The 21456-nt window shown below is 55.6% G+C and carries 13 protein-coding genes and 2 pseudogenes; 10 read left to right on the forward strand and 5 right to left on the reverse strand.

Annotated elements, in window-relative coordinates:
- Positions 1-29 precede the first annotated feature (29 nt).
- The 5 genes from menD to menE are packed head-to-tail and all read left to right on the forward strand — an operon-like array spanning position 30 to position 5878.
- Positions 30-1922 (forward strand): 2-succinyl-5-enolpyruvyl-6-hydroxy-3-cyclohexene-1-carboxylic-acid synthase, encoded by a 1893-nt coding sequence (gene menD / locus AAH450_RS01700; protein WP_342908625.1) that lies wholly within the window; start codon positions 30-32, stop codon positions 1920-1922.
- On the forward strand, positions 1919-2695 hold the full coding sequence (gene menH, locus AAH450_RS01705; RefSeq protein ID WP_342908626.1) for a 2-succinyl-6-hydroxy-2,4-cyclohexadiene-1-carboxylate synthase: 777 nt from the start codon (positions 1919-1921) through the stop codon (positions 2693-2695). Before menD ends, menH begins: the two co-directional genes overlap by 4 nt.
- Positions 2692-3549 carry a 1,4-dihydroxy-2-naphthoyl-CoA synthase gene (gene menB, locus AAH450_RS01710; RefSeq protein ID WP_342908627.1) on the forward strand — a complete coding sequence of 286 codons (858 nt, stop codon included), beginning with the start codon at positions 2692-2694 and terminating at the stop codon, positions 3547-3549. The genes menH and menB overlap by 4 nt, the downstream gene beginning before the upstream one ends.
- Complete coding sequence (gene menC / locus AAH450_RS01715; RefSeq protein ID WP_342908628.1) at positions 3549-4517, forward strand: o-succinylbenzoate synthase; 969 nt, start codon at positions 3549-3551, stop codon at positions 4515-4517. Before menB ends, menC begins: the two co-directional genes overlap by 1 nt.
- Positions 4505-5878, forward strand: a complete 1374-nt coding sequence (menE, locus tag AAH450_RS01720; protein WP_342908629.1) for an o-succinylbenzoate--CoA ligase — start codon at positions 4505-4507, stop codon at positions 5876-5878. The genes menC and menE overlap by 13 nt, the downstream gene beginning before the upstream one ends.
- A 138-nt stretch (positions 5879-6016) precedes the next feature.
- Here the strand turns inward: menE and AAH450_RS01725 are convergent, their stop codons facing one another.
- Positions 6017-7456 carry a catalase gene (locus AAH450_RS01725; RefSeq protein ID WP_342908630.1) on the reverse strand — a complete coding sequence of 480 codons (1440 nt, stop codon included), beginning with the start codon at positions 7454-7456 and terminating at the stop codon, positions 6017-6019.
- Between the two features lie 218 nt (positions 7457-7674).
- Between AAH450_RS01725 and AAH450_RS01730 the strand changes: the two genes are divergently transcribed.
- Positions 7675-8871 carry a nicotinamide mononucleotide deamidase-related protein YfaY gene (locus AAH450_RS01730; protein ID WP_342908631.1) on the forward strand — a complete coding sequence of 399 codons (1197 nt, stop codon included), beginning with the start codon at positions 7675-7677 and terminating at the stop codon, positions 8869-8871.
- Positions 8872-8954: 83 nt separating this feature from the next.
- On the opposite strand, the gene yfaE is transcribed toward AAH450_RS01730, so the two are convergent.
- The 3 genes from yfaE to nrdA form a co-directional block, all read right to left on the reverse strand.
- Positions 8955-9215: a class I ribonucleotide reductase maintenance protein YfaE gene (gene yfaE / locus AAH450_RS01735; protein ID WP_318790872.1), complete on the reverse strand. Its 261-nt coding sequence runs from the start codon at positions 9213-9215 to the stop codon at positions 8955-8957.
- Position 9216: 1 nt separating this feature from the next.
- On the reverse strand, positions 9217-10347 hold the full coding sequence (gene nrdB / locus AAH450_RS01740; RefSeq protein WP_318790873.1) for a class Ia ribonucleoside-diphosphate reductase subunit beta: 1131 nt from the start codon (positions 10345-10347) through the stop codon (positions 9217-9219).
- Between the two features lie 85 nt (positions 10348-10432).
- A complete protein-coding gene (nrdA, locus tag AAH450_RS01745) occupies positions 10433-12718 on the reverse strand; it encodes a class 1a ribonucleoside-diphosphate reductase subunit alpha (RefSeq protein ID WP_342908632.1) in 2286 nt (761 codons plus the stop codon).
- A 700-nt stretch (positions 12719-13418) separates the two neighbouring features.
- Between nrdA and AAH450_RS01750 the strand changes: the two are divergent.
- Both AAH450_RS01750 and AAH450_RS01755 read left to right on the forward strand, forming a co-directional pair.
- Positions 13419-13938: pseudogene (locus tag AAH450_RS01750) on the forward strand (DUF2778 domain-containing protein).
- Between the two features lie 254 nt (positions 13939-14192).
- Positions 14193-14665: pseudogene (locus AAH450_RS01755) on the forward strand (Hcp family type VI secretion system effector).
- Positions 14666-14892: 227 nt separating this feature from the next.
- Here AAH450_RS01755 and ubiG read toward each other — a convergent pair.
- Positions 14893-15621, reverse strand: coding sequence for a bifunctional 2-polyprenyl-6-hydroxyphenol methylase/3-demethylubiquinol 3-O-methyltransferase UbiG (ubiG, locus tag AAH450_RS01760; RefSeq protein WP_342908634.1), 729 nt, complete (start codon positions 15619-15621; stop codon positions 14893-14895).
- 191 nt (positions 15622-15812) lie between these two features.
- Between ubiG and gyrA the strand changes: the two genes are divergently transcribed.
- Positions 15813-18452 (forward strand): DNA topoisomerase (ATP-hydrolyzing) subunit A, encoded by a 2640-nt coding sequence (gene gyrA, locus AAH450_RS01765; protein WP_342908635.1) that lies wholly within the window; start codon positions 15813-15815, stop codon positions 18450-18452.
- Between the two features lie 141 nt (positions 18453-18593).
- Positions 18594-21443 (forward strand): two-component system sensor histidine kinase RcsC, encoded by a 2850-nt coding sequence (gene rcsC, locus AAH450_RS01770; RefSeq protein ID WP_342908636.1) that lies wholly within the window; start codon positions 18594-18596, stop codon positions 21441-21443.
- Positions 21444-21456: the final 13 nt, after the last annotated feature.

Genomic DNA, 21456 nt, shown 5'->3' on the forward strand with positions numbered 1-21456 from the left:
CTGGTGCCCACTTTGCTCAGGAGTGGGATATGTCACACAGTACCTTTAACCGCCGCTGGGCGGAGGTGATACTTGAAGCCGTGACGCGTCATCAGGTGCGCCATATTTGTATCGCTCCGGGTTCGCGCTCTGCGCCGCTAACGCTTGCCGCTGCCGCTCATGCCCGGCTGGTTTGCCATACCCACTTTGACGAACGCGGGTTGGGCCATCTGGCGCTGGGGCTGGCAAAATCTACCGCAGAGCCGGTGGCCCTTATCGTGACCTCCGGTACGGCCGTTGCCAATCTCTATCCCGCTATCATTGAAGCCAGGCTCACCGGCGAGAGGCTGATCGTCCTCAGCGCAGACCGCCCGGCAGAATTGATCGACTGCGGGGCAAATCAGGCCATCGAGCAGACGGGGCTGTTTGCCAGCCATGCCGCTACGCTTAACCTCCCGCGCCCGACCGCGGATATTCCTGCCCGCTGGCTGGTGTCAGCTATTGATTCAGTGTTAAGCCAGCAGACCTCTGGCGCAGTGCAGATCAATTGCCCTTTTGCCGAACCGCTTTATGGCGGCGATCCTGCTGCATATCAGAGCTGGCACGCTGGCCTTGGGAAATGGTGGCAGGAGCAACGGCCCTGGCTTGAACACTCTTGCACAACGCAAACGCCGGTGAACAACGACTGGCCCGGCTGGCGGCAAAAGCGGGGGGTGGTGATTGCCGGAAAAATGCGCGCCGAAGAGGGCGTGGCCGTTGCCGCCTGGGCAAGCCGTTTGGGCTGGCCGTTGCTTGCTGATATACAGTCGCAAACAGGGCAGCCGCTGCCTTATGCCTCACGCTGGCTTGCCGACCCCCGTGCGGTTAACTGGCTTTCCGGGGTGGAAATTGTGGTGCAGTTTGGCAGCCATCTTGTCGGCAAAGCCATTCTGAACTGGCTCTCGCTATGCCAGCCGGCGGCATACTGGCTGGTGGAAGCGATGCCGGGCAGACGGGATCCCGCTCACCTTCGCGGCTGCCGTATTCAGGCTGAGATCCAACCCTGGCTTGCAGCCCATCCCGCACCGGAACAGCCTGAGTGGTGTCCTGAATTGCATTCGCTGGTGGCCGACTGCTCAGTATCCTGTCAGCTCGTTTCCAGTGAAGCCGATCAAACTCAATTAGCGGCAGAGCGGGAAGGGCTTTTTCAGCCCGTTTCCGGTGAATCCAGTCAGGCTGTAGCAGCAGAGGGAGGATTATATCGCCAGCCCGCTTTCGCTGAAACTGAGCCAGCGCCAGAACCGCAAGCATCCTGCCACTCCGTGCTGAGTGAAGTTGGCCTGGCGCAGCGCCTGCCTGCTTTGCTCCCCAAACAGGGCGTACTGTTTCTTGGTAACAGCCTGACTATCCGGCTGGTGGACAGTTATGCTCAGCTTCCCGCAGGCTATCCGGTGTTTGCCAACCGGGGCGCCAGCGGAATTGATGGACTGATTGCAACAGCAGCGGGCGTACAGCGTGGCGGCAACAGGCCATTGCTGGCGATCATCGGTGATATCTCTGCGCTTTATGATGTAAACAGCCTGGCGCTGCTGCAACACTCCCCCGGCCCGGTGGTGGTGATCGTTATCAATAACCACGGCGGCCAGATTTTTTCGCTGTTACCTACGCCGGAAACGGAACGGGAACGCTACTTTGCAATGCCGCAGCAGGTTGACTTTTCCGCCGCCGCAAGGCTGTTTGGGCTGGCTTATTACCGGCCTGATGGATGGCAGTCGCTAAATAATGCCCTGACACAGGGATGGCAGGGTGGCGCAACGCTGATCGAGTTGCAGGTAGCTGACGCCGCGGGCGCCCGAAGCCTGGCGCAGAGCTGGCGCGGTGAGTTATCGCAGAATGCATCGCAAACACATCATGCCAATTTGATCCAGCCCCTGGCAGAAGCCGGGAACGGGGGAGGGAAATGATCCTGCACGCGCACTGGCAGGGCAAGCATAGCGCATCGGAACCGGTGCTGGTCTGGCTGCATGGGCTGCTTGGCGATGCTGAAGAGTGGCGGGAGGTGCAATCCCTGATGGGCAAAAGGCCCCAGCTGAGTATCAATTTGCCGGGGCACGGCGGCTCACAGGCGCAGTTTACCACCGGCTTTGAGGCGCTGTCGGCCACCCTGAGCCGTACGCTCCGTTATCATCGTGTCCGGCGCTACTGGCTGATTGGCTATTCCCTTGGCGGACGCCTGGCGATCTACCACGCCTGCCGCCATGCAGAGAGGGGGCTTGAAGGTGTGGTCGTGGAGGGAGGGCATCCCGGCCTTGACTGCTCTGAACAGAGAGCGCTCAGGCTTGAACAGGATGAGCGCTGGGCCAGGCGCTTCCGCGAGCAGCCTCTGCTCCACACGCTTGAGGCCTGGTATCAGCAGCCGGTCTTTGCCTCGCTTACCAGGTCTCAACGCGCCTCGCTGATTGCTAAACGCCGGCATAACCATGGCGCAGCGGTAGCAGCAATGTTATCAGCAACCTCTCTGGCCAGGCAGCCCTGGCTGGTACCCGAACTGCACCGACTCTCCGTGCCGTTTCACTACTTTTGCGGTGAGCAGGATCGCAAATTTCAACAGCTGGCGGCCCAGGCTTCACTCCCTTGTGAGCTGATCCCTGGCGCAGGCCACAATGCCCACCGTGCCAACCCCTCTGCCTTTGTCCGGCAACTGGCGCAGCGGCTTACTCCTGAGGAACTCCGATGATTTATCCCGATCAACAGCTGCTTTCCGCGCCGATTGAATGGCTCGATTCCGGCCAGGCTTTCAGCGACATTCATTACCATAAATCCGCAGACGGCATCGCAAAAATCACCCTTAACCGGCCAGAGGTGCGCAACGCTTTCCGGCCGCAAACGGTGAAGGAGATGCTGACTGCGTTGCAGGATGCCCGTTTTGATGAGCAGATTGGAGTCATTATTTTGACCGGGCAGGGCGATGAGGCCTTTTGTGCCGGTGGCGACCAGAAGGTGCGGGGCGACTACGGCGGTTACCTGGACGCCTCGGGCGTTCATCACCTGAACGTACTGGATTTTCAGCGCCAGATCCGTACCTGTCCAAAACCGGTGGTGGCGATGGTAGCGGGCTACGCCGTGGGCGGCGGCCATGTGCTGCATATGTTGTGTGACCTGACCATTGCCGCAGATAATGCGCAGTTCGGTCAGACAGGCCCGAAAGTCGGGTCGTTTGACGGTGGATGGGGTGCGGCCTATATGGCGCGTATTGTCGGGCAGAAAAAAGCCCGTGAGATCTGGTTCTTGTGCCGGATGTATAACGCCCAACAGGCGCTGGAGATGGGGCTGGTCAACACTGTGGTGCCGCTGGCTGAGCTGGAGCGAGAAACGGTGCGCTGGTGCCGCGAGATGTTGCAGAACAGCCCGATGGCGCTTCGCTGCCTGAAGGCGGCGCTGAACGCAGATTGTGACGGTCAGGCGGGGCTACAGGAGCTGGCGGGCAATGCCACGATGCTGTTCTATATGACCGAAGAGGGGCAGGAAGGCCGAAACGCGTTTAACCAGAAGCGTCCGCCAGATTTCAGCAAATTTAAGCGGAATCCCTGATGCGCGGGGCAGAGGTATTTGCCTGGGAGATCCCCCTTGAAGCCGGTGTGGTTTTACGTGACAGGCGGCTTAAAACCCGTAGCGGCCTGCTGGTCAGGCTGAGCAGCGGCACCCGGCAGGGATGGGGGGAAATTGCCCCGCTGCCCGGTTTCAGTCAGGAAACGGTGGCAGAAGCGCACAGAGAAACTGTTACCTGGCTGGCGTCGTGGTGCGCAGGCAGGCAGCCGGTGGAGAGTCTTTTGCCTTCGGTCGCCTTTGGCCTGAGCTGTGCGCTGGCGGAGCTTTCAGCAACCCTGCCAGCAGAGGGGAGTTACCACAGCGCAATACTGTGCACGCGAGATCCCGACGATCTGCTCCTGCGCCTGCAACAGCAGGCTAACCCGCTGGCGAAAATGAAAGTTGGCCTCTGTGAACCGGTGCGCGATGGCATGATGGTCAATCTGCTGCTGGAGGCGCTGCCCGCATTAACTCTGCGGCTGGATGCCAACCGCAGCTGGACGCTGGAGAAGGCGCTCAATTTTGCCCGCTTTGTGGCTGTCGAACGGCGTCCGCGCATCGCTTTTCTTGAGGAGCCTTGCCGCACTCCGGGCGACTCTCTGCGTTTCTCGGCAGAAACAGGTATCGCGCTGGGTTGGGATGAAAGCGCCAGAGAAACGGGCTTCCGGCCTCTGGGCGAGCCGGGCGTCAGAGCCATTGTCATTAAGCCGACGCTGACAGGGAGCCTCACCAAAGTGCGCCAGCTGATCGCTCAGGCTCACCAGGCAGGGCTGAAAGCGGTGATCAGCTCGTCGCTGGAGTCCAGCCTCGGGTTATCTCAGCTGGCCCGCATTGCGCACTGGCTCACTCCTGACGTCACCCCAGGGCTGGATACGCTGGCTATGATGCAGCATCAGCTGGTGCGTAGCTGGCCCGATTGCACGCTTCCCGTGCTTGCACCCGGCCAGCTGGAGTGCGTATGGCGGCAGTAACAGAATGGCCCTGGCGCTACTGGGCAGAGCGTAAACCTCAGCAGATTGCGCTGATCAATGAGAAGCAGAGGCTTACCTGGGCGGATCTGGCCGTGCAGGTTGAACGGCTGGCTGCGGGGTTTATGCTACAGGGCGTAGATCAGGGGTGTGGGGTGGTGCTGAAAGCGAAAAGCAGTCAGCAGGGGCTGTTGGCTTACCTCGCACTGCTGCAATGTGGAGCACGGGTATTGCCGCTCAATCCTCAGCTTCCGACAGTACAATTAATGGCTCTGTTGCCCACGCTGGACTGTGAGTTTGCCCTGTCGCTGGAGGGCGCATCTCTGCCGTCGCTGACACCGCTGGCTTTACGTTCGCAGACCTTTCAGCCCCGTTATAGCTGGAATGCGCAACAGATCGCCACGCTGACCCTGACCTCTGGCTCCAGCGGGCTGCCGAAAGCCGCGGCCCATACCTTCAGCGCCCATCTTGCCAGCGCAGCTGGCGTGGTGAGCGCACTCAGTTTCACCTCCGGAGAGAGCTGGCTGCTTTCGCTGCCGCTTTACCATGTTTCCGGGCAGGGCATCGTCTGGCGCTGGCTGCTGAGCGGTGCCGGGCTGGGAATAGTAGGGGAGCAGCCTCTGCATCAGGCGCTGGAAACCTGCACCTTCGCCTCGCTGGTGCCTGCACAGTTATGGCGACTGCTGCAACGCCCGTCGCTGCCAGCAACGCTGCAAAGCGTCCTGCTGGGCGGAGCGGCAATACCAGAGGCGCTGACAGAGCAGGCCAGAGCGCGGGGGATCGCCTGCTGGTGCGGTTACGGCTTGACGGAAACGGCCTCCACCGTGGCCGCCAAACGGGCGGACGGGCGTCCTGGCGTGGGCCGGGCGCTGCCAGGGCACAGTATTCGGATAGTGGCAGGTGAGATCCAGCTGCGTTCCCCTGCGCTTGCCTGCGGCTACTGGCAGCATGGCAATCTGATAAGGTTAACCGATGCGCAGGGCTGGTTTACCACCAGGGACAGCGGAGAGATCAAAGAGGATGAGCTGCTACTAAAGGGTCGCCTGGATAACCAGTTTTTCTCGGCAGGTGAGGGTATACAGCCAGAGTGGGTTGAATCCATTCTGATGCTGCATCCTGGAGTGACGCAGGCTTTTATCGTACCGCTGGAGGATGTGGAGTATGGACACCGGCCGGTTGCGCTGGTAACAACGCGTGAGCCACTGACGCTCTCCGCTCTGGCGGAGTGGGCAGCGACCAGGCTGGCAGGCTTTCAGCGCCCGCAACGCTGGTACACTTTGCCAAATCTGGATAGCGGCGGGATCAAGATCTCCCGTCAGGCATTAATCAACTGGGTGGCTGAACAGGAAAAAAGGCGGCACTAAGCCGCCTTCCTGAAACAGCAACGCCGCTTCAGCCTGAGACGCAGGCTTCATATCCAGCCTGCGTCTCAGTCTTTTAACACGGCCTCTGTCGTCGGCCAGGGTGCCGGGTGAAACAGCCTCAGCCTGACCTTCAGGCCCTTACTTCAGCTCTGCAAGCGCGCGCTCAACACCCGCGCCGTAAGCCGGATCGACCTGATGGAACAAGGCGATCTGGCGCTGCTGGATAAACTCAGGGATCTGAATCAGTTCTCCTGCAATACGTTTAAACATGCGCTGATGCTCTTCCTCGCCCAACAGATTGAAGAGGGCGCGCGGCTGGGTAAAGTAATCTTCATCCTCGCGATGGTTCCAGTGGTCGGCGGCCCCTTCCAGCGACAGCGGCGGCTCGCTGTAGTCCGGCTGCTCCTGGAAAACGTTAAAGCTGTTCGGTTCGTAGGTTGCGCCGTTGCCGCTGTTGCCGTCCACGCGCATCGCGCCGTCACGGTGATAGTTATGGAACGGGCATTTAGGGGCATTCACCGGGATCTGATGATGATTCACGCCCAGGCGATAGCGGTGGGCATCGCCATAAGAGAAGAGGCGTCCCTGCAACATAGGGTCCGGAGAGAAGCCGATGCCGGGTACCACGTTAGCCGGGCTCATTGCGACCTGCTCTACTTCGGCGAAATAGTTATCGGGATTGCGGTTCAGCTCAAACTCACCCACTTCAATCAGCGGATAATCCGCATGGGGCCAGACTTTGGTTAAATCAAACGGGTTATAAGGCGTTTGTGACGCTTCCGCTTCCGGCATCACCTGCACAAAGAATTTCCAGCGCGGGAAGTTGCCTTTTTCAATAGCTTCAAAGAGATCGCGCTGTGAGCTTTCGCGGTCCCGGCCAATCAACAGCGCGGCTTCGTCATCCATCAGATTGGCAATACCCTGCTCGCAGCGCATATGGAACTTCACCCAGAAACGTTCCAGCCGATCGTTAATAAAGCTGTAAGTATGGCTGCCAAAGCCATGAATATGGCGGTAGGAGGTGGGCAGGCCCCGGTCGCTGAAATCAATGGTCAGCTGGTGCAGCGACTCCGGAAGCTGGGAGAAAAAGTCCCATTTATAGGTTGGGTTACGCAGATTAGTACGCGGATCGCGCTTTACCACGTGGTTCAGATCGGGAAACTTCATTGGATCGCGCAGATAGAACACCGGGGTGTTATTGCCCACCAGATCCCAGTTGCCTTCTTCAGTGTAAAACTTCATTGAGAAACCACGGATATCGCGCTCTGCATCCGCCCCGCCGCGCTCACCCGCAACCGTGGAGAACCGCATAAACAGATCTGTTTTTTTGCCGATGTCAGAGAAAATTTTGGCCCGGCTGAAGCGGGTGATGTCCTGAGTCACGGTAAAAGTCCCGTAGGCTCCGGAACCTTTGGCGTGCATGCGGCGCTCCGGGATCACTTCCCGATCAAAATGCGCTAATTTTTCCAGAAACCAGACATCCTGCAACAGCATCGGGCCACGGCGGCCGGCGGTCATCGCGTTATTGTTGTGGGCCACAGGTGCGCCAGCAGCGGTAGTCAGTCCTTTTTTAATCATCGGGCTTCTCTCTTTTGAGTAAGGTATACACTATAAAAGAATGGTTATTAATTGGTGTTCTCTATTGTTGGCGCCATTGTGCTCCCGAAAATCGCTTCCCGACAATCTGGCTCTGGCTATCGCTGCCATCTCTGAAACAAAACAGCGCTAAAAATGACGTTGTGTTTATCGGGGTCTGTTCATACAGTTAACCGACGCTGCCCGAACTGGAGAACAACATGATAAGAGTGGAAATGCTCGCAACTGGCGATGAAGTCCTGCACGGTCAGATTGTGGATACCAACGCGGCCTGGCTTGCCGGTGTGCTGTTTGAAAATGGCCTGCCGATGACCAGCCGCCAGACTACCGGCGACAATCTTGACGAGCTGGTAACGGTGCTGTCCGAGCGCAGCAAAGTTGCCGACGTGCTGATTGTCAACGGAGGGCTGGGGCCGACCAGCGACGATCTCAGTGCGCTCGCGGCGGCTAAAGCAGCGGGCGTAAAACTGGTGATGCACCAGGAATGGCTGGCGAAGATGGAGGCCTTTTTTGCCGAACGGGGCCGCAAAATGGCCGACAGCAACCGCAAGCAGGCTGAAATCCCGGAAGGGGCCGAGATGCTGGATAACCCGGTTGGTACCGCCTGCGGCTTCGCGATGCAGCTGAACCGCTGCTGGATATTTTTCACCCCTGGCGTTCCCTCTGAATACAAAGTGATGGTCGAAGAGCAAATTTTGCCGCGGCTGAAAGCCCGTTTCGACCTGCCTGAACCTCCGGTTTGCCTGCGACTTACCACCTTTGGACGTGGAGAGAGCGATCTGGCCGCCGAAATTGAGCCGTTGCCGCTGCCGGAAGGGGTGGTGATGGGCTATCGCGCTTCCATGCCGATTATCGAACTCAAGCTGAACGGGCCTGCTTCTAAGCTGGTTGAGATGGAGCAGTTTTGGCAGCGGGTGCGCGAAATTGCCGGCGAGAGCACTATTTTTGAAGGGATGGAAGGGCTGCCCGCTCAGCTCGCACGCCGCCTGAGTGAAAAAGGTTACACGCTTGCGGTAAGCGAGCAGTTTACCGCCGGATTATTGCATTGGCAGCTTGCTTCGGCACAAGTACCGCTGGCGGCGGGCAACGTGCTGCCTGCACAGCCGGAGTCTTTGCAGGCGATGATCGAGCGCAGCAGGCAGCTTGCCGCCACGTCCGGCGCATCGCTGGCGCTGCTGGTGGGCGGTATTTATGATGAGCAACTGGGCTTTGCGTTACATACGCCAGAAGGGAGCTGGGCGCAGCGCGTGAAGTTTAACGTCAACCGTCATGGCCTGAAGACCCGCCAGGATACGGTAGCAATGATGGCGCAGAACATGCTGCGCCGCTGGCTTAACGGTATCGAGGTTTCAACCGGACACGGCTGGATTGATGTGGTGGAAACGCTGAAAGACTGAGCCGGGATTGACCGGTAAAAAAAATGCCCCCGGCAGGATCTGTCGGGGGCATTTTTTATGGCAATTGCGGGAAAAGAGCAGCGCTACATCTCCAGCTCAATATCGCCGTTGGCTTTGCAGCAGCAGGGGAGAATTTCATCATCCTGTACAAAGGCCAGCGGTTTAGCCGCGTAGCTGACTTCACCCTTCAGCAGGCGGGTGCGGCACGAGCCGCAGAAGCCTTCCCGACACTGATACTCAACGCAAATCTGATGGGCTTCCAGCGCGTCCAGCAGCGAAGGGTGCTCCTTCTCGCATTGCAGCTGCGTGCCGGAAGCACGCAGCACGATGAGTGACCCGGCCATTTTACAGCTGGAAGTCGTCGAAGTCGTTTTCACCCACTTCAGAGTCAATCTGACCCACCAGATAGGAGCTGACTTCAACTTCCTGTGGAGCAACCTGCACGTTGTCAGAAACCAGCCAGGAGTTGATCCACGGGATAGGGTTAGAGCGCGTTTTGAACGGCAGATCCAGACCCACCGCGTGCATACGGATATTGGTAATGTACTCAATATACTGGCACAGGATATCTTTATTCAGGCCGATCATGGAGCCGTCACGGAACAGATATTCTGCCCACTCTTTCTCCTGCTGGGCGGCAAGTACAAACAGGTCATAACACTCCTGGCGGCATTCACGGGCAATCTCCGCCATCTCAGGATCGTCTTCACCGCTGCGCAGCAGATTCAGCATATGCTGAGTACCGGTCAGGTGCAGCGCTTCGTCACGGGCGATCAGCTTGATGATTTTGGCGTTGCCTTCCATCAGCTCGCGCTCGGCAAAGGCAAAGGAGCAGGCAAAGCTGACGTAGAAGCGGATCGCTTCCAGCGCGTTCACGCTCATCAGGCAGATATAGAGCTGTTTTTTCAGGGCGCGCAGGCTGACGGTAACGCTTTTACCGTTGACCTGATGCGTACCTTCACCCAGCAGATGCCAGTAATTGGTCATCTCAATCAGATCGTCGTAATAGGCAGAGATATCTTTAGCGCGCGACAGGATCTGCTCATTGGTCACGATATCATCAAACACAATCGCCGGATCGTTAACGATATTACGGATGATGTGTGTGTAAGAGCGTGAGTGAATGGTTTCAGAGAACGCCCAGGTTTCAATCCAGGTTTCCAGCTCAGGGATGGAAATCAGCGGCAGCAGCGCCACGTTCGGGCTGCGACCCTGAATGGAGTCCAGCAGCGTCTGATATTTCAGGTTACTGATGAAAATGTGCTTTTCATGTTCCGGCAGGCCCTGATAGTCGATGCGATCCCTTGAGACATCCACTTCTTCCGGGCGCCAGAAGAAGGAGAGCTGCTTTTCAATCAGCTTTTCAAAGATTTCATATTTCTGCTGATCGAAGCGGGCGACGTTGACCGGCTGACCGAAAAACATCGGTTCATCCAGCTGATTGTTTTTGTTTTGCGAAAACGTTGTGTAAGCCATGAATAGTGATCCGTAGAGCGGGCCGCGCAAAGCAGCCCTGACAGATGATTGATGGAGGCGACAGGCGTCGCCCCGCAGTTAACGCTTAAATTTTGCAGGCGCCGCTTTCACAGCCGTCGTCCTGAATGGACGGCACCATATCTTCCTGCGTATCTTCTGCACCGTCACGGGTGTTCTGATAGTAGAGCGTTTTTACGCCAAATTTGTAGGCGGTAAGCAGATCTTTTAACAACTGTTTCATCGGCACGCGACCGTTGGCAAAACGCGTTGGGTCGTAGTTGGTGTTCGACGAGATAGCCTGGTCGATAAACTTCTGCATCAGGCCAACCAGTTGCAGATAACCGTCGTTGTTTGGCATATCCCACAGCAGCTCGTAGCTCTCTTTCAGGCGCTCATACTCAGGTACAACCTGACGCAGAATGCCATCCTTCGATGCTTTGATGCTGATATGGCCGCGCGGTGGCTCAATACCGTTAGTGGCGTTTGAGATCTGCGATGAGGTCTCAGACGGCATCAGGGCAGAGAGCGTGGAGTTGCGCAGGCCGTGGGTTTTGATCTCTTCGCGCAGCGCTTCCCAGTCCAGGTGCAGCGGCTCGTTACTGATCGCATCAAGATCTTTCTTATAGGTGTCGATAGGCAGAATGCCCTGCGCATAGGTGGTTTCGTTAAACCACGGGCAGGCACCTTGCTCTTTCGCCAGCTCGTTAGAAGCTTTCAGCAGATAGAACTGAATGGCTTCGAACGTTTTGTGAGTCAGGTTGTTGGCGCTGCCGTCGGAGTAACGCACGCCATGCTTCGCCAGATAGTAAGCAAAGTTGATCACGCCTATTCCCAGCGTACGACGGCCCATCGCGCCACGTTTAGCCGCCGGGATAGGGTAATCCTGATAATCCAGCAGCGCATCCAGCGCACGCACGGCCAGCGTCGCCAGCTCTTCCAGATCGTCCAGGCTCTCAATCGCGCCCAGGTTAAACGCCGACAGCGTACAGAGGGCGATCTCACCATTTTCATCGTTAACGTCCATCATCGGCTTGGTTGGCAGCGCAATCTCCAGGCAGAGATTGGACTGACGAACCGGTGCGATAGCGGGATCGAACGGGCTGTGGGTATTGCAGTGGTCAACGTTCTGAATATAGATACGGCCGGTAGAGGCGCGTTCCTGCATCATCAGCGAGAAGAGGTCAACGGCCTTCACGCGCTGCTTACGGATGCTGTCGTCAGCTTCATATTTGGTGTAGAGGCGCTCGAACTCGTCCTGATCGGCGAAGAAGGCGTCATACAGGCCTGGGACGTCAGAAGGGCTGAACAGCGTGATCTCCTGACCTTTCAACAGGCGCTGATACATCAGCTTGTTGATCTGGACACCATAGTCCATATGACGAACACGGTTTCCTTCCACGCCGCGGTTGTTTTTCAGAACCAGCAGGCTTTCCACTTCCAGGTGCCACATTGGATAGAACAGCGTGGCCGCACCGCCACGAACGCCGCCCTGAGAACAGGACTTCACCGCAGTCTGGAAATGTTTGTAGAAAGGAATACAGCCGGTATGGAAAGCTTCACCACCGCGGATCGGGCTGCCCAGCGCACGAATGCGGCCAGCGTTGATGCCGATACCGGCACGCTGTGAAACGTATTTCACGATAGCGCTGGAGGTGGCGTTAATGGAGTCCAGGCTGTCGCCGCACTCGATCAGCACACAGGAGCTGAACTGGCGGGTAGGGGTGCGCACGCCGGACATGATTGGCGTAGGCAACGAAATTTTGAAAGTCGAGATCGCATCATAGAAACGCTTCACGTAATCCAGACGCGTTTCGCGCGGGTAGCCGGAGAAGAGGCAGGCAGCCACCAGGATATAGAGGAACTGCGCGCTTTCGTAAATATCCCCGGTCACACGGTTCTGCGCCAGGTATTTACCTTCCAGCTGCTTCACCGCCGCGTAGGAGAAGTTCATATCGCGCCAGTGGTCGATATAACTGTCCATCTCTTCGAACTCTTCCGCGCTGTAATCTTCCAGCAGATGGCGGTCATATTTGCCCATATCGACCATACGCTTCACCTGATCGTAGAGCTTTGGCGGTTCAAACTGGCCGTAGGCTTTTTTACGCAGATGGAAGATGGCCAGGCGCGCCGCCATATACTGATAGTCAGGCGCATCGCGAGAGATCAGGTCAGCGGCGGACTTGATGATGGTTTCATGGATGTCAGAGGTTTTCATGCCCTCGTAGAACTGGATATGAGAACGAAGCTCTACCTGGGAGACAGAGACGTTGTGCAGCCCTTCTGCAGCCCAGTCCAGCACGCGGTGGATTTTATCGAGGTTGATGCGTTCGGTGCGGCCATCGCGTTTGGTGACAAGCAGACTCTGATTCATGCCGTGTAATATCCTGTCCGTGAGGGTGAAAACAAAAAATATCCCCCGTTTATACACAGAATGTCCGGATGTGCGTAACTCTGTGGATAAACACTACATATAGGGGGTCATGGAATTTTGAACAACAATATGGTGAGTATTCTAGTAATTTCTGCCGGGTTAACAAGGCTTGATTTTCACATCAAATTGCTGATCGGGCAGTGGCAGTTTTCCTAAGTCCGCGTTTCTCAAGGGCCAGGGGCCATGTCAACAGATTGATTATTTTTTTAGAAATTTGATCAAGCGCGGGTTTCTTGTTCAGCCCTGAAAAAATGCCCATTTTTTTGCGTAAAAAAGAGCCGGGAGCGACCCGCTTTTGACCGCGTTTGCAAAAGAGAGTGAATTTTTATCGTGCGTTTTATCCTGCCGCGAACCAGGTATGCCGTCTGAAGGATCACGATGTGACAGTGGTACTGTTACAGAGGCTTGTTCCGGCGGCATAACGGCCACTCCTTTGAGGTGAGGCAGGGCGGAGGATTCATCAGGAAAAAGAGAGGTTAAGGCTTTTTAACAGAGCCTCAGACAACAGCATATTTAACGGTTAAACCAAGCCATTAAATTCCTTTGTCCGCTTTTGTCAGGTTGCTCTTCAAACTTCTGGATAGCTTAAAAAATCGCCTTTACTGTAAACTCTGCAATTTACAGGGATAAGGGAGGGGGGATGGCGTTACATGGAAAGATGATCCTGAACGGTGCTGACTACGCACCTTTCAACCTGTATGGCGTTGGCGTGTTTAGGGCCTTTTTGGGGAAATGGTGTTTACCGGAACAAGGGAGCCTGTGCGGCTGTTAAAGGGGATGGAGCATTACCCGCGGATAAATAGTGGATTGTTGATGGTGGTTCAGGCGGATTCTACTCAAGGAGAAAAGCTGAAATTCAGAATACCTGGAACAGGGTGCGTTACGGCGTCGTCTTCAGACGTGGTGAATGGTTTGCCTTATACAAGGATGAATGGGGCATTGATGATGGCACCTGGGTAGAGGGTGTTTATCGTGGATTATTCAGGCTTCACCCTGGCAAAGTCTCAGAAGGCTGCCTAACAATTGCCCATGACTCAGATTACGCACTAATCAGAAATGCTCTTTTAAGAACAACACCGATGTAAGTTCCCTGTAAGCGCTCACTTAAGGCTCGTGGCTGGGTTGAGGTGGTGGCCAATGGCTCTACTAATTGTCCGTAGAATTGGGAAAATTACGTTTTACTGTGTTCTGTTTTTGATTAGTGCCCGGACACTGGGAGGGCCTGAGTAATGGTTTAGCCATGATCTGATTCGCGGGTTGGCCACATCATTTACGGGCCGGGTGAAATCGGTGCAGATAATTTTTATGACCTTTATTTTTACATATCTGTAATCATAGTTTTTTTCTTTTACCACCCTGATTTACATATTAGCAATGAAGCTATTTAACAAAATAAGGAAAAGTTAATTTACCTATTCCTCCTACATGTGGCTTAAAGATGATGGCGGCGCAGAGATTAAAGGCTCTGTAGATGTGAAGGATCGCGAAGGAAGCATAGCGATCATCGGGTTAAGTCACGGAATTAATCTGCCTGTCGAGAATTCAAATGGCAGGATCACGGGTACGCGCCAGCACTCAGCAATGCTGATTGAAAAAGAAGTTGACCGCTCCACACCTTATTTATACCAAGCGGCGACCAGCGGTCAGACGCTGAAAATTGCCGGGATCAGGTTTTATCATATTAATAATGCAGGGCAAGAGGTGTGCTCTTACACCGTAGTGCTGGAAAACGTGAAGATTACAGGCGTACCCAACGTTAAGTTAGCGGGCAATGATAAAATGAATCATGTTGAAAGCGTCAGTTTGCAGTATGAAAAAATCACCTGGCGCATTGCAGAGGGCAATATCCAGTATATGGATGCCCGGAACGAAAGGAATACGGCGTGAAATAGCGGGGCACGCCTTACCGCTGCAAATTATAATGTGCCTGTTACACAGCGTGCTTTTACCCCGCCAGAATTTTTCTGAGGCAGATATAAATAATTGTCTGTCTGGAAAATATTGTTTAAGCAGCCGGAATAATTTTCTTAAATCAGGGGCAAAGTTTGCCTGGTAGCAGCAGACAGGCTCCGGCCTGTGCCGGGCCTGTCTGAGATGCCTGAATCAGGGCAGGCTTACGCCTTCAGCGCGTGGGTATGCACCATGTAGTTGACGTCCACGCCCGGCGCGAGCTTAAAGGTGTTGGTCAGCGGGTTATAGTGCAGGCCAATAATATGACGTTCGCGCAGAGGAGTTTCATCCACCCAGTTCAGCAGTTCAGCAGGGCGGATAAACTTTTTGATATCATGCGTTCCGCGGGGCACCATGCGCAGCAGATATTCCGCACCCACAATGGCCATCAGCCAGGCTTTACTGTTGCGGTTAAGCGTGGAGAAAAAGACTTCGCCACCGGGTTTGACCAGTTTTGCACAGGCATGCACCACAGAACGTGGGTCCGGCACATGCTCCAGCATCTCCATACAGGTCACGACGTCATACTGACCGGCAAATTGTTCGGCGTGCTCTTCCACCGTTTGCTGCACGTAATCCACCTTCACGCCGCTTTCCAGCGCGTGCAGACGGGCTATTTCTAAAGGCTCCGCGCCCATATCCAGCCCGGTCACTTCAGCACCTTCACGCGCCATGCTTTCGGCAAGAATGCCGCCGCCGCAGCCAACATCCAGCACTTTTTTACCGAACAGGCCGTTGCTGTGTTGGGCAATATAGCCAAGACGAAGGGGGTTGATACGATGCAGAGGTTTAAACTCGCCTTCCAGATCCCACCAGCGGGATGCCACGGCTTCAAACTTGGCAATTTCGTTATGATCCACGTTAGCCGTGGCGACGCTTTTTTCAGCCTTCATAGGTGTCTCGCTCACTAAAAGTTTATGGGCAGTATACCTGTTTCCTGAGGGGAATGTGCAGCGCCCGCCGATCCGGTTGTTAAGCGCGCATTAAAGCGTCCAAAAAGACGCTTTCCGTTCACCACCTGGCCTAAAGGTGATATACTTTCGCACCTTTGAATCCGGGTATAATGTAGAGGGATAGCGGCTCCATGAGCGATCTAGCCAGAGAAATCACACCGGTTAATATCGAAGAAGAGTTAAAAAACTCTTACCTCGACTATGCCATGTCGGTCATCGTTGGCCGTGCATTGCCAGATGTTCGCGATGGTCTGAAACCAGTTCACCGTCGTGTGCTCTATGCCATGAACGTGCTGGGCAATGACTGGAACAAACCCTATAAAAAGTCAGCCCGTGTTGTCGGCGACGTTATCGGTAAATACCACCCTCACGGCGATACGGCCGTGTACGACACCATTGTTCGTATGGCGCAGCCCTTCTCGCTGCGCTATATGCTGGTAGACGGCCAGGGTAACTTCGGTTCCGTCGACGGCGACTCCGCCGCCGCCATGCGTTACACCGAAGTTCGCATGTCGAAAATCGCCCATGAACTGCTGGCGGATCTGGAAAAAGAGACCGTCGACTTTGTGCCGAACTATGACGGCACCGAGCAGATCCCGGAAGTGATGCCGACCAAAATCCCTAACCTGCTGATCAACGGCTCTTCAGGTATTGCAGTCGGGATGGCGACCAACATTCCTCCGCATAACCTGACGGAAGTGATCAACGGCTGCCTGGCCTACATTGAAGATGAAAACATCAGCATCGAAGGGCTGATGGAGCACATCCCAGGGCCGGACTTCCCGACAGCGGCGATCATTAACGGTCGTCGTGGGATTGAAGAAGCTTACCGTACCGGTCGCGGAAAAATTTATATCCGCGCCCGTGGCGAAGTAGAAGTCGATGCCAAAACCGGCCGCGAAACAATCATCATTCATGAAATTCCTTATCAGGTGAACAAAGCGCGCCTGATTGAGAAAATGGCTGAACTGGTGAAAGAGAAGCGTCTGGAAGGGATCAGCGCGCTGCGCGATGAGTCTGATAAAGACGGCATGCGCATTGTGATTGAGATCAAGCGTGATGCGGTTGGCGAAGTGGTTCTGAATAACCTCTACTCTCTGACGCAGCTGCAAACCTCTTTCGGCATCAACATGGTTGCTCTGCATCAGGGACAGCCAAAGATCATGCCGCTGAAGGATATTCTGGAAGCGTTCGTGCGTCATCGCCGCGAAGTGGTGACCCGCCGTACCATTTTCGAGCTGCGTAAAGCACGCGATCGCGCCCATATCCTGGAAGCGCTGGCCATTGCGCTGGCAAACATCGATCCGATTATCGAGCTGATTCGCCACGCGGCTAACCCAGCCGAAGCAAAAGCGGGCCTGGTTGCGCGCTCATGGGCGCTGGGCAACGTCTCTGAAATGCTGGCGCGTGCCGGCGACGACGCCGCGCGTCCTGAATGGCTGGAAGATGAGTTTGGTATCCGTGACGGTGAATACTACCTGACCGAACAGCAGGCACAGGCGATTCTGGATCTGCGCTTGCAGAAACTGACCGGCCTTGAGCATGAAAAGCTGCTGGATGAGTATAAAGAGCTGCTGGCCCAGATCGCTGAACTGCTGCGCATTCTGGAAAGCTCCGACCGTCTGATGGAAGTGATCCGTGAAGAGCTGGAACTGATACGCGATCAGTTCGGCGACCAACGCCGCACCGAAATCACCGCTAACAGCGCGGATATCAACATCGAAGACCTGATCAATCAGGAAGATGTGGTAGTGACCCTCTCTCATCAGGGTTACGTGAAGTATCAGCCTCTGACCGATTACGAAGCACAGCGTCGTGGCGGTAAAGGTAAGTCTGCGGCACGTATTAAAGAAGAAGACTTTATTGACCGCCTGCTGGTGGCCAACACCCACGACACCATTCTCTGCTTCTCCAGCCGGGGCCGTCTGTACTGGATGAAGGTCTATCAGCTGCCTGAAGCGAGCCGTGGCGCGCGTGGACGTCCCATCGTCAACCTGCTGCCGCTGGAGGCGAACGAGCGTATTACTGCCATCCTGCCGGTACGTGAGTACGCTGAAGGCTGGAACATCTTTATGGCGACCGCCTGCGGCACCGTGAAGAAAACCGCGCTGACTGAGTTCAGCCGTCCGCGCAGTGCCGGTATCATTGCCGTCAACCTGCGTGATGATGATGAACTGATCGGCGTGGCGCTGACCAACGGTGGCGACGAAGCGATGCTCTTCTCTGCGGCGGGTAAAGTTGTGCGCTTCGCAGAGAGTGCTGTACGTGCCATGGGCCGTACCGCTTCCGGCGTACGCGGCATCAAACTGGCCGAAGGGGACCGCGTGGTGTCGCTGATTGTGCCGCGCGATGATGGCGCAATTCTTACCGTTACCCAGAACGGCTACGGTAAGCGCACCAGCAACGCCGAGTATCCGACCAAGTCCCGTGCAACTCAGGGCGTTATCTCGATCAAAGTGACCGAGCGTAATGGTCCGGTGATTGGTGCGGTACAGGTTGTCGACAGCGATCAGATTATGATGATCACCGATGCCGGTACCCTGGTTCGTACCCGCGTTTCAGAAGTGAGTGTGGTAGGGCGTAACACCCAGGGTGTTATTCTGATCCGCACCGCAGAAGATGAAAACGTGGTTGGCCTGCAACGCGTGGCCGAGCCGGTTGCTGAAGAAGAGCTGGATGCTATCGACGGCAGCGTAGCGGAAGGGGATGAGGATATCGCCCCGGAAGTTGAAAATGAAGATGAAGCACCGGAAGGCGATGAAGAGGAATAATCTTCACTGCGTTTAGTGCCTCAGGCCGGTTCGAAAGAACCGGCCTTTTTATTGAGCCAGGCTGCGGCCACAACTGGCTTTTTTCACCTGCTGGCGGTACTGTATCGGGATCGTCGTCAGCCCCACCGCTAAAGGATTCGCTTGAAATATCTTGTCTCGTTCAGAACTACGTTAAGGATTTCCCGTTACCTTTTCCGGGCGCTGGCACTTATGCTCTGGACGCTCGGCGCGCTGCTGACCACGTTTTATATTATTAATGTGCTGCATGAGAAAGAGTCGCAGGTTCGTCAGGAGCTTGGCGCCAACTTCGAGCAGGCGCAGTGGTATGTGCGTCACTCTGCTGATGTCACCCGCGAGCTGAAATATATCGCAGAAAACCGCCTGAATTCCTCGGCTAACGGCCTTGATGTGCTGAACGGCGTTTTTCCCGGCAAAACCGCATTGCCCCAGTTTTATCCGCTCTATTCAGATTCTGATTGCAGTTCCATGAGTAACACCTGGCGTAGCTCGCTGGAGTCGCTGAGCTATTTTCTGCATTACTGGAAAGAGAACTTCGCCTCCGCCTATGAGCTGAACAGGGTGTTCTTTGTGGGGGGAGAAAGCCTCTGCCTGGCCGATTTCGGCGTCGGCAACGCCTCGGCCAACCGTGAGCGGGCGCTGAAATCGCTGCATGAACGTATTCTGAAATACCGCAACGGCAATGATGAAGAGCGTAAAAGCAGCCTGGTGTGGATCACCCCTTCCGGGCAGCCGGGCGTGGGCTATTACTATCTGCTGACGCCGATTTATGTCGCCAGTAAAATGGCGGCTCTGTTGGGCATCGAACAGACCATTCGGCTGGAAGATTTTGTCACGCCGGGCAGTTTCCCTGTGACCGCGACTATCATTGATGCTAACAACCAGCGGCTGATGTCCACCTCCCGTACCGGCGGCGGCATTTCGCTGGATGATCTGCCGGACGATAGCAGCTGGTTCGGCTACGTTAACAGCTATAAGAAGCTGGTGCTGAAGAAGACGCTGATGCCTTCAGAGCTGACGGTGGTCTACTCTGTCGAGACCGATGAGCTGATAGCCAAGCTGAAAGTGCTGATCATCAATGCCATTCTGCTTAATGTTATCAGCGCTATCATTCTCTTTACGCTTGCCTGGCTGTTTGAACGCCGTATGTTCCTGCCTGCGGAGGATAATGCTCACCGGCTGGAAGAGCACGAGCAGTTCAACCGTAAAATTGTGGCTTCAGCCCCGGTAGGGATCTGCATTCTGCGTACCAGCGACGGCACCAATATTCTCAGCAACGAGCTGGCGCACAACTATCTCAGCATGCTGACCCAGGAAGACCGCCAGCGGCTGACGGAAATCATTTGTGGTCAGCAAGTTAACTTTGTCGATGTACTGACCGGCAGTAACACTAACCTGCAAATCAGCTTTGTGCATTCGCGCTACCGCAACGAAAACGTGGCTATCTGCGTGCTGGTGGATGTCAGCGCCCGCGTGAAGATGGAAGAGTCGCTACAGGAGATGGCGCACGCCGCCGAACAGGCCAGCCAGTCCAAATCGATGTTCCTTGCGACGGTCAGCCATGAGCTGCGCACGCCTCTTTATGGCATCATCGGTAATCTTGATCTTCTACAGACCAAATCACTGCCGCAGGGGGTGGAGTCGCTGGTTACCGCCATGAACAACTCCTCCAGCCTGCTGTTGAAAATCATCAGCGATATTCTCGACTTCTCTAAAATTGAGTCTGAACAGCTGCGCATTGAGCCGCGTGAATTTTCCCCGCGTGAAGTGATCACCCATATTGCCACCAACTATCTGGCAATGGTGGTGAAGAAACGCCTGACGCTGTGGTGTTTTATCGACAGTGACGTGCCCGTAACCCTGGATGGCGACCCGCTTCGTTTACAGCAGGTGATCTCAAACCTGCTGAATAATGCCATCAAATTCACCCATACCGGCGGCATTATCCTGCAAGTATATGTGAAGGATGGTTATCTTGCCTTCCGCGTGCGTGACACCGGGGTAGGCATTCCGGCTAAAGAGATCACTCGTCTGTTCGATCCTTTCTTCCAGGTCGGCACGGGCGTTCAGCGCAACTTCCAGGGAACCGGCCTGGGACTGGCGATCTGTGAAAAGCTGATCAATATGATGGACGGCGACATTGAGGTTGATTCCGAACCGGGCATGGGCAGCCAGTTTATCGTTCGTATCCCGCTCTATAACAGTAAGGTCATGACGCCCACGCTGCATGATGGCTTGCAGGGGAAAAAATGCTGGCTGGAACTCCGCAATGACGCTCTGGCGAGCTTCCTGGAAAAACTGCTGCGGGAGCATGGCATCAGCGTGCAGCGTTTACAGGAAGGGCAGTGCGGCCCGGAAGATGTGCTGGTGACGGATTACGACTATCCGCTACAGCAGGCGCTGCGTGCGGTGATCCGCTTTGATGGCAGCCATAACGACGGCCCGCTGGAGCTGTCGGCCGGTCGCTGGGTTTACGGCACCACCACACCTCATGAGCTGCCAGCGCTGCTGGGCAGGATCTACCGGGTGGAAGTGGCCATGCCGGATGCGTTGCCGGGCCTGCCGGAAGCGGAAGAGAAGCGCGCCAGCAATGAAGATATTTTGATTCTGGTGGTGGACGATCATCCTATCAACCGTATGCTGCTCTCCGATCAGTTAGGATCGCTGGGGTATCGGGTGAAGACAGCACAGGATGGGGTAGATGCGCTGAACGTGCTGAGCCGCAGCGAGATCGATATCGTGCTGACCGACGTTAACATGCCCAATATGGATGGCTACCGCCTGACTCAGCGTCTGCGTCAGTTAGGGCTGACCTTCCCGGTGGTGGGCGTGACGGCAAATGCGCTGGCAGAAGAGAAGCAGCGCTGTATGGAAGCTGGAATGGATAACTGTCTGTCGAAACCGGTCACGATGGATACGCTGCAACAGGCGCTGGCGTTTTATGCCGAGCGCGTCAGAAAGGGCAGGGAGTAGTGATTGCGGCATA

This window comes from Erwinia magellanica (assembly GCF_039023495.1).
In the GTDB taxonomy this organism is placed as follows: domain Bacteria; phylum Pseudomonadota; class Gammaproteobacteria; order Enterobacterales; family Enterobacteriaceae; genus Erwinia.

What these genes read in the sequence shown, in the direction of transcription:
- menC (WP_342908628.1), top strand. Translation starts at nt 3,549, where the DNA reads ATGCGCGGGGCAGAGGTATTTGCCTGGGAGATCCCCCTTGAAGCCGGT.
- yfaE (WP_318790872.1), bottom strand. Translation starts at nt 9,215, where the DNA reads ATGGCCGGGTCACTCATCGTGCTGCGTGCTTCCGGCACGCAGCTGCAA.
- menE (WP_342908629.1), top strand. Translation starts at nt 4,505, where the DNA reads ATGGCGGCAGTAACAGAATGGCCCTGGCGCTACTGGGCAGAGCGTAAA.
- menH (WP_342908626.1), top strand. Translation starts at nt 1,919, where the DNA reads ATGATCCTGCACGCGCACTGGCAGGGCAAGCATAGCGCATCGGAACCG.
- AAH450_RS01725 (WP_342908630.1), bottom strand. Translation starts at nt 7,456, where the DNA reads ATGATTAAAAAAGGACTGACTACCGCTGCTGGCGCACCTGTGGCCCAC.
- ubiG (WP_342908634.1), bottom strand. Translation starts at nt 15,621, where the DNA reads ATGAAGGCTGAAAAAAGCGTCGCCACGGCTAACGTGGATCATAACGAA.
- nrdA (WP_342908632.1), bottom strand. Translation starts at nt 12,718, where the DNA reads ATGAATCAGAGTCTGCTTGTCACCAAACGCGATGGCCGCACCGAACGC.
- AAH450_RS01730 (WP_342908631.1), top strand. Translation starts at nt 7,675, where the DNA reads ATGATAAGAGTGGAAATGCTCGCAACTGGCGATGAAGTCCTGCACGGT.
- nrdB (WP_318790873.1), bottom strand. Translation starts at nt 10,347, where the DNA reads ATGGCTTACACAACGTTTTCGCAAAACAAAAACAATCAGCTGGATGAA.
- gyrA (WP_342908635.1), top strand. Translation starts at nt 15,813, where the DNA reads ATGAGCGATCTAGCCAGAGAAATCACACCGGTTAATATCGAAGAAGAG.
- menB (WP_342908627.1), top strand. Translation starts at nt 2,692, where the DNA reads ATGATTTATCCCGATCAACAGCTGCTTTCCGCGCCGATTGAATGGCTC.
- menD (WP_342908625.1), top strand. Translation starts at nt 30, where the DNA reads ATGTCACACAGTACCTTTAACCGCCGCTGGGCGGAGGTGATACTTGAA.